A 12,634-nucleotide genomic window follows, 5' to 3' on the forward strand; every position below is an offset into this window, starting at 1 on the left:
TTCACTCATGCAGCAAACGCCGCACCTCGTACGGACGCTCCGGCTTCCGTCGCTTGTCCTTTTCGGACTCGCCTACCTGACCCCGCTTATTGTCCTGGCGATTTTCGGCGTGATAGCTGAAGCAACGGGCGGCGCATCGCCGTCGGCCTATCTGCTGGCGCTCGCTGCAATGTTGTTCACCGCGCACAGTTACGGCCGGATGGCGGTCGCCTACCCGGTGGCCGGTTCCGCCTACACCTACGTGCGCCGGTCGATTGAGCCGCGCACCGGGTTCCTGGTGGGCTGGGCGATCCTTCTCGATTACCTGTTCCTGCCGATGGTGATTTGGCTGATCGGTGGTTCCTACCTCAACGCGCAGTTCCCGGGAGTTCCGATCGGGCTGTGGATTCTGGGCTTCGTCGCCATCACCACGCTGCTGAACATTATCGGTATCAAGGTCGCAGAGAAGGCGAACTACATGCTGATGGCCTTCCAGCTGCTGGTCATCGCCATCTTCGTGGCATTGACCATCGGAACTCTCGTTAGTACCTCGGGCGCGGAAGCACTAATCAGCCCGGAGCCCTTCTTCAACAGCACATCCAGCCTCAGCACCATTGCGGCCGGCGCCGCCATTGCCGCGTATTCCTTCCTGGGATTCGACGCCGTCACCACGCTGACGGAAGAGACGATCGAGCCGAAGAAAAATATGCCCAAAGCCATCATGCTGATCGCCCTTATTGGTGGCGCCATTTTCGTGTCGGTGTCCTACATAACGCAGCTCATCCGCCCGGGTGGGACCTTCGAAGATTCGGCGTCGCTGGCATCGGACATTGCTTTGCAGATCGGCGGACAGCTTTTCGGTGCCATCTTCCTGGCCGGCCTCGTCGTCGCGCAGTTTGCTTCCGGTTTGGCGGCCCAGGCCAGCGCGTCCCGGCTGCTCTATGCAATGGGGCGGGACGCGGTCCTGCCCCGCAGGATTTTCGGTTACATCAACGCAAAGTTCCATACGCCGGTGTTCAATCTGATTCTCACTGGAGCCGTTGGATTGGTGGCAATCTTCCTCGACGTCGCCACGTCCACTTCGTTCATCAACTTCGGGGCTTTCACGGCCTTTACCCTGGTAAATGTTTCGGTGATTGCCTATTACATGAGGCAGCGGAAGGCAGGCCAACGGCTCAACGTAGTGTCCTACCTCGCGCTGCCGGCGGTGGGTGCACTCATCGATGCATTCCTGCTCACGCAGCTGGATCCGACGGCGATCACCCTCGGCCTGATCTGGCTCGGCCTCGGAGTCATCGTTCTGGCCATCGCCACCCGTGGTTTCCGCAACGCACCTCCGGAAATGGCGGAAGCGGAGAAAGAACCCGTCTGACAAGTTTCACCACCAATACCCGCTTCTGAAAGCCGGAAACCACATGCGAATCACGCTGGCACAGCTGGACTCAGACTCCAACGTCGGGCGGAACCTGGACCGGATGGATGAGATGGCCGCCAACGCAGCCAGGGACGGAGCACGCATGATCGTGTTTCCGGAGTACGCCATGTACGAGAAGCCGCGGGTGGACAGCAGTTTTGCCGCGGTTGCTGAACCGGTTGATGGGCCTGTGGCCGGGAGGTTTGCAGACATCGCGAAGCGGCATCAACTTGTACTGGTGGCCGGGTTCATCGAAAGTTCCGATGAACCCGGCCGGGCCTACAACACCATCCTTGCGATAGGTCCAGACGGTAAGCGCCTCGCGCTGTACCGGAAGATCCACCTGTTCGACAGCCAGGGCTTTCAGGAATCACTGCACATCAAACCCGCCACGGACCTGCGGCCGGTGACATTCGACGTCGGCGGTACCGTCTTCGGAATTCTCACCTGCTACGACCTCCGGTTCCCCGAAATGGCACGCTCAATTACCGACGCCGGAGCGCAGGTCCTTCTGGCGCCGTCGTCATGGGTTCCCGGTCCGGACAAGAGGGATCAGTGGAACGTCCTGACGAGGGCGCGGGCTATGGATAACGGTGTTTTCGTAGTGGCGGTGTCGCAGGCAGAACCGGTATCCATCGGCTCAAGCCTGGTCGCGGACCCGATAGGAGCGGTGCTGGCGCAGTGCGGCGGCGGAGCGATGAGCCAGACCATCGATTTGCCTCTGGAGCGCGTGGCCGAAGTTCGGCGGTTGTTCCCTCTCGCGCAACAGCGACGGCTCTGACAGGCAGCCCTTCAGCGCGTGAGGCGCGTCGGTGCGCCCGGTCTCCGGGCAAACCTACACACTTCTTCCACATGTCCCGCCCACACCGGCCATATGGCGCGATTGTAGGCTCGAAGCATGACGGAGGAGAGCGGGACAACGCGCACATTATTGGTCGTCGAGGATGACCCGACCATCAACCAGGCCGTGGCCGACAGGCTACGAGCGGAGGGGTTCGACGTCGTCAGTGCCTTCGACGGTCCCGGGGCACTCACAGCATTTGAAGAGCATGGGCCGGACCTCGTCCTCCTTGACGTGATGCTCCCCGGATTCGACGGGCTCGAGGTGTGCCGGCGGATTCAGGCTCAGCGGCCGGTTCCGGTTTTGATGCTGACCGCCAAGGTGGACGAGACCGACGTGTTGGTTGGTCTGGGCGTGGGAGCTGACGACTACGTGGCCAAGCCGTTCCGGATGCGCGAGGTGGTTGCCCGGGTTCAGGCGCTGCTGCGGCGGGTCGACCGGGCCAAGGAGCTGGCCGTCACCCAGCAGCCACCGCTGGCGGTCCGCGACCTCGTACTGCACCGCGACACCCGCCGGGTACAGGTCGACGGCGCCGAGGTTCACCTGACTCCGTTGGAGTTCGACCTGCTCGCCATGCTCGCCGAGCAGCCCGGAACCGTGCACAGCCGTGAGGCGTTGATGACCGAGGTTTGGGGATGGGCCGACGCCCGCGGCACGCGCACGCTCGACAGCCATGTGAAGTCCCTGCGCGCGAAGATCGGCGCCACCAGGCTGCGTACAGTCCATGGCGTCGGCTACGCCTTGGAGTACTGACATGGCCGGGGATCCGTCGCGCCGCACTCGTCCGCTGGATGGAGTGGCGTCGATCAAATTCAAAATTGGCCTGCTCGTCGCGCTCAGCATTGTGGCCGCCGTCGTCGTGCTTCAAGTGGGAAACCGTGCCGGGGTCCCCGGCTGGTTGACCCTTCCGGTAACACTCGCCGCCGCGCTGGGTGTCACGCAGTGGCTGGCACGTGGGATGACGGCGCCGCTCCGGGAGATGACCCGTGCAGCCGGCCGGATGTCGACCGGCGACCACTCCGTCCGCGTCAGTTCCACTTCGGCGGACGAGGTGGGCAGGCTGGCGCGCGCCTTCAATACGATGACCGGCGATCTGGCCATGGTCGACCAACAGCGGCGTCAGTTGCTGGCGACGGTGTCCCACGAACTGCGCACTCCGTTGGCTGCACAGAGGGCGCTGCTGGAGAACCTTGTCGATGGAGTGGTCAGGCCCGACGACGACGTTTTGCAGAGTGCGCTCACACAGTCAGAGCGGCTGAGCAGGCTGGTTGAAGACCTGCTCGACGTCGGACGCGTCGACGGCGGAGCGGCGCCCCTCCACCTCGCGCCGGTCTCCGTGGCCGAGCTCCTTGACCAGGCGGTTGCCGAGTCGAAGGTCGGCGGGAGGCGGGTGCGCATTGAGGCATCGGTCGAGACGGAGGGTCTGGTGATCCAGGCGGATGCCGCGCGGTTGGCCCAGGTCGTGACGAACCTGCTCGATAACGCAGTCAGGCACAGCCCGTCCGACGGTGTTGTGCAAGTGCGTGCCGCTGCCTACGACGACGAGTGGTTTCTTGAGGTGACTGACCAAGGCCCCGGAATCCCGACAGAAGATGCGCAGAAGGTGCTCACCCGGTTCTGGGTGGGAGACGACCGAAGCGGCGGCACCGGACTTGGCCTGGCTATCGCCAGCTGGGTCTGCCAACTGCACGGCGGCTCCATCGCTGTCCTGCCCCGGCTCGACGGCGAAACTGGCGCCCGGGTGCGTGCGGTGCTGCCGCGCAACCCCACCCACCCTGCTCCAACTCGCCCAGACACTGAGGAGACTCCCGTGACCACCCATTCCCACGACATCGGTCCGGCCCGCGGCTCGACCATTGAGCTGCCGTCATTCTCCAGCTCACTGTTCGGCAACTACTGGCCCGAACGCGGTTTGCAGACGGCACCCGTGGCGCTCTACTCGTCGATCGCGATCGGGATACTTGCCGCCGTCGTACTGCCCTACCGCAACTTCGGACTCGGCACCCTGCTGGTGCTGCTGGTCTCCGGTGGCTTGATGCTGACGCTGTCGGCCAATCGCCGTCGTCCGTGGACCATACTGGCTACGACCCTGTGCCTTGGACTGGGATCGCTGGTCATATTGCGCGCGGCGGAGTGGTTGGCGGTCCTGGCAGTTCTGGCCGCCGGGGTACTTGTCACCACCTCGCTCACCGGTGCCAAACGCCTGCTCCCGATGCTCGCCGGTGGAGCGTCCTGGGTGCTCAGCGGAATCCGCGGGCTGCCGCTGCTGCGCCGTACTTTGGCGGCAACCAGCCGGCACCGCATGCTGTGGCCCGTGTTGCGCACTGCAGCGATCTCGCTCGTGGCGCTCGTCGTCTTCGGAGGGTTGTTCGCCTCCGGTGACGCAGTTTTCGGCTCCTGGGTATCGCGAGTGCTACCTGAAGTAAACATCGCCGACAGTCTCGTGCTGCGCACCTTCGTGTGGTTCGTGGTTGGCGGCGTGGTGCTGGCAGGGTGCTACCTGGCGCTCAACCCGCCACAGGTCGAGACCGTCGCGTTGCCGCCGGCCCGGGCTGTGACCCGGACGTGGGAGTGGTTGGTACCCGTCGGCGTCGTCATCGCAGTGTTCCTGGCCTTCGTCGTGGCGCAGGCCTCAGCGATGTGGGGCGGTCACGCCTTCATCCGGAGCACTACCGGACTGAGCTACGCCGAGTACGTACACGAGGGGTTCGCTCAATTGACCATCGCCACGGCACTGACACTCGCAACCATCGCGCTGGCCGTCCGGAAGGCACCCCAGGCCACCAAAAGGGATCAGTTCCTGATGCGCGTGGTCTTGGGAACCCTGTGCTTGCTCACCCTTGTGGTTGTCGCTTCGGCGATGTTCCGGATGGCGGTCTATCAGCAGGCCTACGGCTTCACCGTGCTGCGGGTGCTCGTTGACGCGTTCGAGGTCTGGCTCGGCATCCTGGTGTTGCTGGTGCTTGTAGCCGGCATCCGACTGTCCGGCTGGTGGCTGCCGCGGGCAGCACTCGTCTCGGGTGCGGCGCTGCTGCTGGCCATTGGTCTGGCTAATCCGGAGGCGTGGGTGGCCCAGCAGAACATCGAGCGCTACCAGGCGACGGGCAAACTGGATCTGAATTACCTTTCCACTCTCGGACCGGATGCCACACCGGTTATCGAACAGGGCCTGCCTGCCGAACTGGCACGGTGCGTGATCACCCAGCAGCCCGGCGCGGACGGGAGCACCAACGACTGGCTGGCTTGGAACCTTGGACGGGTACGGGCGGCCGATGTGCCCGGCTATGGCTCCGGGCAGGCGCCGATCGGTCAGTGCCCGGGACAGATCGGGCAATGAGGAGGCTCCCGACATCGACACGGCGCAAGGCGCTGCGCCATCGGCAGCTTCACGGAGGGGATCACGGGACGCTGAGTGAATAGGCGCCGTTGCTCGCCGATTGATCAGCACCAGTTGAGGACATGGATTCAACGCATACGGGCCGAGGGCTAAGGTGGATCCCCGCGATCATGCATCTTACCGAGCCGCCAGCGAGTTCAATTGTTGGAACATCTACAGTAAGCAATGTGCAACTGCTTTGAATGATTTCCTTTTGGTTTGAAGTCAGCGACCGAAGAGCCCGGTGTGAGAGAGCAAGATAACGACCGTGGGGGCCCTGCAATTCGATAGCGTTGCCTGCGAATTCCCGGATCTGATGGTGGGAGAGATCAATAACCGTTCGTCCACTGTCCATGAGGCGCCCAACAACTTCCCGTCGTCGGGCCTTTGATCGAATCATCTCTAAACCAACCATGGCGAAGGCAGTCGAAATACACATCATGACGTTGGTGTGGTAAATCGGCTTTCCAGACTCATCAGTGGCATCGAACATCATCGGCTCATAACCAAAATTCGTGCAGAAGCGCTCCAAGGCTACTGGGTCTGCCCTGTGGGATCTTGCGGCATAGGCAACGCGACTGTCGTGGTCCAATACCATTGCCCCGGTCCCTTCGAGAAAGACGTCATCCAGTTCCAATCCTGAATAATCGATGACGTCCTGCACACGGTAGTGCGTCTTGAGGAAGTCGAGGATGTCTCCCCGGCGCTCATGCCGACGGTTATGCGCGTACATGGGAAAAGTGGCTACGTGTCCGCCGGCATGTGTTGTGAGCCAGTTATTTGGAAATACGCTGTCCGGCCGTGTGTGCTCGTGGTCATCGAACACGTGGACCGTGACTCCCGCATTCCTCAACGTTTGCGCCAGCCGCGTGACTTCGTCGCGGGCCCTCCCGGCGAGCACATAGCCGCTTTCTGTCCCAACTGTTTGGAAGGCGTTATCGCTGGCGGTGAGGGGGTTTGGCATGAATTTGTGAGGTCTGATCAGGAGGACACATGTCGGCGCTTGAACGGACATACTGTCAAGAACCGACAGGAGAGAGCGCGCCGACCAACCCGAATAAGTCTTTTGGATCCTCGGGATTCGCAACGAGGTCTATTTCCTCAAAGAACTCTGTACCGGCGACGGCATCCCGTAGGCAGCGAAGAGCGGAGAAATCAGCCACAGCGAAACCGACCGAATCGAAGATGGTTATCTGCTCGGCGGAAATACGACCGGATGCATTTCCAGTAAGTACTTGCCAGAATTCGGTAACCGAGAAGTCAGCTGACATCTGCTGAATCTCGCCCTCTATCCTGGTCTGAGGTGTGTATTCGACAAAGACGTCACCGCGATCAAGAATGGCGGCTTCAAGTTCTGTTTTACCTGGGCAATCCCCACCAATGGCATTAATGTGGACTCCTGCTGCAATCATTCCGGCGGTAAGTACCGTTGCCTCGGCTTTGTCGGCTGTGCACGTGGTGATGATGTCGGCCCCTTCCACAGCATTAGCGGCTGAGGTCGCGAGCGTTACATCAAAGCCAAGCGGTTCCAAATTCCGCGCAAACTTATCCATCGCCTGCGGGTCCGTATCCCATATGCGCAGATTCCGGACGCCAACCACACTGCGGAAGGCAAGTGCCTGGAACTCGGCCTGACTTCCCGTTCCGACCATAGCCATAGTTGTGGAATTGGGGCGCGCCAACTTCCTGGCCACCATGGCGGAAGTTGCTGCTGTTCTGAGCGCGGTGAGCAGCGTCATTTCGGAGAGAAAAGTGGGGTATCCGTTATGAACGTCGGCGAGCACTCCGAACGCCGTAACTGTTTGGAAACCGCGTGCAGGATTAGATGGATGACCGTTGACATACTTAAATCCATAGGTCGAATGATCGCTTGTTGGCATCAACTCAATAACGCCAAAAGGAGTGTGGCTTGCGATACGTGGTGTCTTATCAAACTGCTCCCAACGGCGGAAGTCGTCTTCCAGATACTCAACCATGGTCGGCATTATGCTTTCGACCCCTTGGCTGGCAACCCATCGCACCATATTGCGTACATCTACAAAGCGCGTCATTTCCGTTTCCTTTCAGCTGATTACTTGAATATCAGCCTATGAACCAGCGCTGTGCAGCATCAATTGTCACGCCGCCTGTCTTTTATTCAGTTTCTATACACTTTGCTTACTGGGCGCTTACACTTTGCCCATGCCTTCCCTAACTGATCTTGATCATCAACTCTTATCCGCGCTCAGGGAAGATGGAAGGGCCCCTGTTGCCACGCTCGCCCGGAAGCTGGGCGTTGCACGCGCGACTATCAATAGCCGATTGGAACGACTCATCGCCTCTGGAGTGATAGTTGGGTTCACCGTGAGAGTCCGCGACGAAGTCGATGCGCTGGAGATTCGTGCCATCACACTTATCGAAGTTGAGGGTCGAACGGCTAGTAAAGTCATCACCAAACTCAGGGGCTTCCCCGAAATCACTGCTCTTCACACCACCAACGGCGGTTGGGACCTGGTCGCTGAACTGCGAACTAATAGCCTGGGTGCCTTCGATGAGGTGTTGGGCAGGATTCGTGCCGTCGAAGGAGTTTTGAATAGTGAAAGTAGCTTATTGCTTAGCTCAGTGTTGAGATGACAGAGCGGAAGTCTTATCCAGGGACTGCCTCGTAGCTTCTCCAGTGGCAGCAACTATCGACCGGTGACAACCTCCGGACTTCCCGACGAACCGGGAAGAACCGGTACCGCATATCCACTGGACTGCTAACAGGGTCCCAATCAGGAGGACTGCCCGGTAGTAGGCTTTGGCCGGCTTGTAAGTCCGGTAGCTGGCTTTGCCCCTCTGAAGACTGACGGTCTGGATGGTCTTCCAACCGCTCGTAGTCTTCCGCTGGATCTTCACGCCAGTCGGGCTGTAGTACGAATAGGTCGTCGAAACTAATCTAGTTTCCGACCGCTCGTTGATTGGCTATGAGGCGTTACGGATGCAATCCATGAATATCCGTGTGCAGGCGGTTTGCCGGCGGTCGGGAAGTTGTACCAGAAGTATTTTTCGTTGGACCGTTGGCAGTAGTGGGATATGCGCGAGCCCCGCGAAGGAGATCATCGGAAGTACGAGTTCGGGAACGACGGTGATGCCGAGGCCGGCGGCCGCAAGACCCGCAACTGCCGCAACATTTTGTGCTTGCAAGACCGGGCCAAGTCGAACCTCTGCGTCTTCCAGCGCTCGTCTGACTGGTCCTTCAATGCTGCTTTCACTTCCAAATGCAATGAACGGCTCGCCTGATAGCTCAGACCAATCCAGATGTGCTTTGGAGGCGAAAGAATGCGTTCGTGGAACGGCGCAATAAAATGAGTCCAATCCAACCTGCTCTTGGTCCAACCCTTCAACCGCCCCGGATGTGGCGACTATACCAAGGTCCACGTGACCGGCTCTGACAGCAGCGAGAGTGGGTTCGAGGAGGCCGTCATTGATATGCAAACGCACTTCGGGATGTTTCTCGCGGAAGGTTAAGACGTGCGGCGGCAGAAACGTTGCGGCCACCGAGGGCAAACAGGCCACCGTGACAGAACCTCTGTCTCCAGTTAGGAACCCTTCAATGTCGCGGAATCCGTCATCAAAGGCAGCGAGTATTTTGTGGGCATACATGCTTACTTCTCGTCCGTCGCCGGTAACCTCGACATTCCTGGTTGTACGTACGAACAACCGAACATTGAGTCTTCGTTCAGCATCGGCAATCGTGCGGCTCAGTGACGATTGCGCGATCTGAAGGGCATCAGCAGCTGAGGTGAAGCTTTTGTGGTCAGCGACGGCGACGATGCTGCGCAAATGCGCGACGTTGAGATTTATGCTCACGGTTCATAAGTGTATGTCTAATTGATGTTGGACTGGAAGAAGTGACCGGCATCATACTGACGAGGGACAGTTTTGATCGAGAAGGGAAATCATCAATGCTTTCGCTCGTAGGCTATGCCACCATAGCCGTCATCTTGGCGCTTCTATTGAGTCAACGCGTCTCTCCAGTCGTCGCTCTTGCCGGTATCCCGATTGTCGGGGCGCTGATTGCAGGGAACTCGCCGACCGAAGTGGCGGGTTTCATCGCGGAGGGGCTCGGCGGCGTCGTCGGCGTTGTAGCGATGTTTGTTTTCGCCATCATTTTCTTCGGGATCCTTCGTGATGCTGGAATGTTCGATCCCGTCGTAAATCGCATCGTCAAATGGGGCGCCCGAGGACCTGTAGCAGTAACGCTTGCGACGACGACTTTGGCTCTAGTCGCTCATCTTGATGGATCTGGTGCCACCACCTTCCTGATAACAATTCCGGCCATGTTGCCGTTGTATGAGCGGCTCGGGATGAGCCGACTTGTTCTGACGACCTGTGTCGGGCTCAGCGCCGGAGTAATGAATCTAGTGCCCTGGGGCGGACCGACAGCAAGGGCAGCAGCCACAATCGAAGTTGATGCCAATGAGATCTGGGTGCCTCTGATCCCTGCCCAGATCGTCGGTATCATTTTTGTTCTGGCAATTGCGTACTTCCTAGGACGCAAAGAAACCAAGCGGCTTCAGCGCATTACAGATGGCGACGTTTCCGCTGAAGTTGAAGAGTCGACTGCACGGGTTGGCTCCGCTGACGGGCGGCATTTGAATGTGGATGGGTCTAGTGGTGACGCATCTGGTCAGCTCCAGACGATTACCCGGCAGTCGAGTTCTACCGATGAGTCTCTGCTTCGGCCGAAACTTCTGTGGGTCAATGTGACTCTCCTGGTCGCAACGTTAGCTGCCTTGGTTGCAGGGATTGCTCCGGAGATGTGTTTCATCGTCGCCGCCATTGTTGCTGTAAGTATCAATTATCCGGGGCTGAAAGCTCAGACCGCACGCTTTGACGCACATGCGAAAGCAGCCATGTTGATGGCGAGTACGTTGTTGGCTGCGGGAGTTTTGCTTGGAGTACTCGAAGGTAGCGGGATGATCGAGGCGATGGCGGGCAGCGCAGCAACCGTGATTCCTTCTGCCATGGCTCCCATGCTGCCAGTGATCGTTGGCGTACTCGGGGTGCCGATGAGTCTTCTCTTTGGACCGGACGCTTACTACTTCGGCGTGTTACCCGTCCTGGTTGGCGTTGGTGGTGAGTTTGGTGTCAGTGCTATGAATCTGGCACAGGCATCGGTGCTTGGACAGGAGACAGTTGGATTCCCTATCAGCCCTCTAACAGGATCGTTTTATCTGCTGGTCGGGCTTGCCAATGTCAATATTGGTAAGCACATTCTCCACCTGATCGGCTGGGCTTGGCTGGTCAGCATAGTCATGCTCGGCGTCGCAGTCGCCACAGGCGTAATTCCGTTGTGGGCATCATGAAAAAGGGCCGCGAAAGCATTCGGCTGGGTGCCGGTGCCGGATTCTCGGGAGACCGTATTGATCCCGCTCAGCAGCTGGCTGAGAAGGGCCAACTTGACTATCTTGTCTTCGAATGCCTTGGCGAGAGGACAATTGCCGCCAATCAAGCGAGGCGTTTGAAGGATCCACAGTACGGTTACGATTCGCTTCTGGAAGCCAGAATGCGTGCCGTGCTTCCACACATTTCTGCGGTCGGAACTAAAATCATCACAAATGCCGGTGCGGCGAATCCACTTGCAGCGGCCGATCATATTTCTCAGTTCGCTGCCAAAGTTTCTGGGGAAACAGTTAGAGTCGCTGCAGTCACAGGCGACGATGTCTTAGAGACCGTTCGTGCCCACGATCCAGTTGTCTGGGAAACGGGCCGGCGGCTATCTGAGCATTCTGAAGAGTTGGTTTCAGCGAATGCGTACATTGGCGCTGATTCGGTCGTACCCGCGCTCGAACAAGATGCAGACATAGTCATTACAGGGCGGCTGGCGGATCCATCCCTCTATGTCGCACCGATGATCCACGAATTCGGTTGGGATCAAGCCAGTGCTGCATTGCTTGGGGCTGGAACGGCGGTGGGGCATTTACTTGAGTGCGCCGGGCAATTAACGGGTGGATATTATGCTGATCCTTGCACAAAGCCGGTGAAAAATATGGCTTATCTTGGATTTCCATTCGCCGACGTTGAACCAGATGGAACAGGCGTATTTGGAAAGCTCCGTGATTCCGGCGGTACGCTCACCACGAAGACCTGTGCAGAGCAACTGCTCTATGAAGTAGGCAATCCGGGTTCGTATCTTACGCCGGACGTCACAGCAGACTTCACGAGCGTCTCGTTCGAAAGTCTTGGGGTTGACCTAGTCGGAATTTCCGGTGCCACCGGTCGCGTCCGACCGGAGAAGTTGAAGGTGACGCTCGGGTTCCGCGGCGGTTGGCTGGGCGAAGGACAGATAAGCTATGCCGGTCCAAGGGCATTTCAACGGGCGGAACTGGGAGCGGAAATCGTCTCAGAGCGACTTCGGGAGGTCCACGGTATTCCGGAGGACAGCATTTCGGTTGAATATATTGGTGCGGGTGCCGCCTTTAGGGGGATGCATACCGATCGTTCTGCTCACGAGGTGCGATTACGAGTATCCGCGCGACTTGATACTGAGGAAAGTGCGGACATCATCGGATGGGAAGTCGAAACGCTGTATACAAACGGGCCTGCGGGCGGGGGCGGCGCGCGGCGCTCGACCACAGAAGTGTTGGCTATACGGTCCTGCCTCATCCCACGACACCTCGTATCCACTGAAGTACATCTGATGGAGGCTGCGAAGTGACCGATAAAGAAGGTTCCGGCACGAGCGTCGATGACCTCGCTGATGTTCGCACGGGAGACAAGGGAGACACATTGATTCTCGCAGTGTTTCCCCGAAATGCTGATGCACATGAGTATCTACTGAAAAATCTAACCGTGGATCGGGTGTCATCGCACTATGGGAATCTTCTAACTCGAGAGGCCACTCGTATCGATATGCCCCGGCTTCCAGGGATAGTGTTCGAACTGCCCGGAGTGCTCGGCGGAGGTGTTACAAACTCTCCGTCACTCGATGGTCATGGCAAGTCTCTTAGCTATCATCTGTTGAGTCTGAAGGTATAGGCATGGCATGGAATTTGCCGAG

At 59.0% G+C, this 12,634-nt stretch carries 11 protein-coding genes; 8 read left to right on the forward strand and 3 right to left on the reverse strand.

Annotated features, from left to right (window positions below):
* Positions 1 to 7 precede the first annotated feature (7 nt).
* From ACX80B_RS02955 to ACX80B_RS02970, 4 genes are all read left to right on the forward strand, one after another.
* Positions 8 to 1,351: an APC family permease gene (locus ACX80B_RS02955; protein ID WP_459292906.1), complete on the forward strand. Its 1,344-nt coding sequence runs from the start codon at positions 8 to 10 to the stop codon at positions 1,349 to 1,351.
* A gap of 43 nt (positions 1,352 to 1,394) precedes the next feature.
* Positions 1,395 to 2,174 (forward strand): carbon-nitrogen hydrolase family protein, encoded by a 780-nt coding sequence (locus ACX80B_RS02960; RefSeq protein ID WP_459292908.1) that lies wholly within the window; start codon positions 1,395 to 1,397, stop codon positions 2,172 to 2,174.
* A 117-nt stretch (positions 2,175 to 2,291) separates the two neighbouring features.
* Positions 2,292 to 2,987 (forward strand): response regulator, encoded by a 696-nt coding sequence (locus tag ACX80B_RS02965; protein WP_459292910.1) that lies wholly within the window; start codon positions 2,292 to 2,294, stop codon positions 2,985 to 2,987.
* A 1-nt stretch (position 2,988) separates the two neighbouring features.
* Positions 2,989 to 5,571 (forward strand): DUF4153 domain-containing protein, encoded by a 2,583-nt coding sequence (locus tag ACX80B_RS02970; RefSeq protein ID WP_459292912.1) that lies wholly within the window; start codon positions 2,989 to 2,991, stop codon positions 5,569 to 5,571.
* A gap of 61 nt (positions 5,572 to 5,632) precedes the next feature.
* On the opposite strand, the gene ctlX is transcribed toward ACX80B_RS02970, so the two are convergent.
* Positions 5,633 to 6,625, reverse strand: coding sequence for a citrulline utilization hydrolase CtlX (gene ctlX / locus ACX80B_RS02975; RefSeq protein ID WP_459292913.1), 993 nt, complete (start codon positions 6,623 to 6,625; stop codon positions 5,633 to 5,635).
* A gap of 4 nt (positions 6,626 to 6,629) precedes the next feature.
* Complete coding sequence (locus ACX80B_RS02980) at positions 6,630 to 7,661, reverse strand: ornithine cyclodeaminase (protein WP_459292915.1); 1,032 nt, start codon at positions 7,659 to 7,661, stop codon at positions 6,630 to 6,632.
* Positions 7,662 to 7,791: 130 nt separating this feature from the next.
* Here ACX80B_RS02980 and ACX80B_RS02985 point away from each other — a divergent pair, with 130 nt between their 5' ends.
* Positions 7,792 to 8,223, forward strand: a complete 432-nt coding sequence (locus ACX80B_RS02985) for an Lrp/AsnC family transcriptional regulator (protein WP_459292917.1) — start codon at positions 7,792 to 7,794, stop codon at positions 8,221 to 8,223.
* Between the two features lie 330 nt (positions 8,224 to 8,553).
* Here ACX80B_RS02985 and ACX80B_RS02990 read toward each other — a convergent pair whose 3' ends face one another.
* Positions 8,554 to 9,441: a LysR family transcriptional regulator gene (locus ACX80B_RS02990; protein ID WP_459292919.1), complete on the reverse strand. Its 888-nt coding sequence runs from the start codon at positions 9,439 to 9,441 to the stop codon at positions 8,554 to 8,556.
* A 95-nt stretch (positions 9,442 to 9,536) separates the two neighbouring features.
* On the opposite strand from ACX80B_RS02990, the gene ACX80B_RS02995 reads away from it, so the two are divergent.
* From ACX80B_RS02995 to ACX80B_RS03005, 3 genes are read left to right on the forward strand one after another with little or no spacing between them, the layout of a single operon-like run.
* Positions 9,537 to 10,940, forward strand: coding sequence for a CitMHS family transporter (locus tag ACX80B_RS02995; protein ID WP_459292921.1), 1,404 nt, complete (start codon positions 9,537 to 9,539; stop codon positions 10,938 to 10,940).
* Positions 10,937 to 12,292, forward strand: coding sequence for an acyclic terpene utilization AtuA family protein (locus ACX80B_RS03000; protein WP_459293539.1), 1,356 nt, complete (start codon positions 10,937 to 10,939; stop codon positions 12,290 to 12,292). The genes ACX80B_RS02995 and ACX80B_RS03000 overlap by 4 nt, the downstream gene beginning before the upstream one ends.
* Positions 12,289 to 12,612, forward strand: a complete 324-nt coding sequence (locus tag ACX80B_RS03005) for an AtuA-related protein (protein WP_459292923.1) — start codon at positions 12,289 to 12,291, stop codon at positions 12,610 to 12,612. Before ACX80B_RS03000 ends, ACX80B_RS03005 begins: the two co-directional genes overlap by 4 nt.
* Positions 12,613 to 12,634: the final 22 nt, after the last annotated feature.

It is taken from the genome of Arthrobacter monumenti (assembly GCF_054511255.1).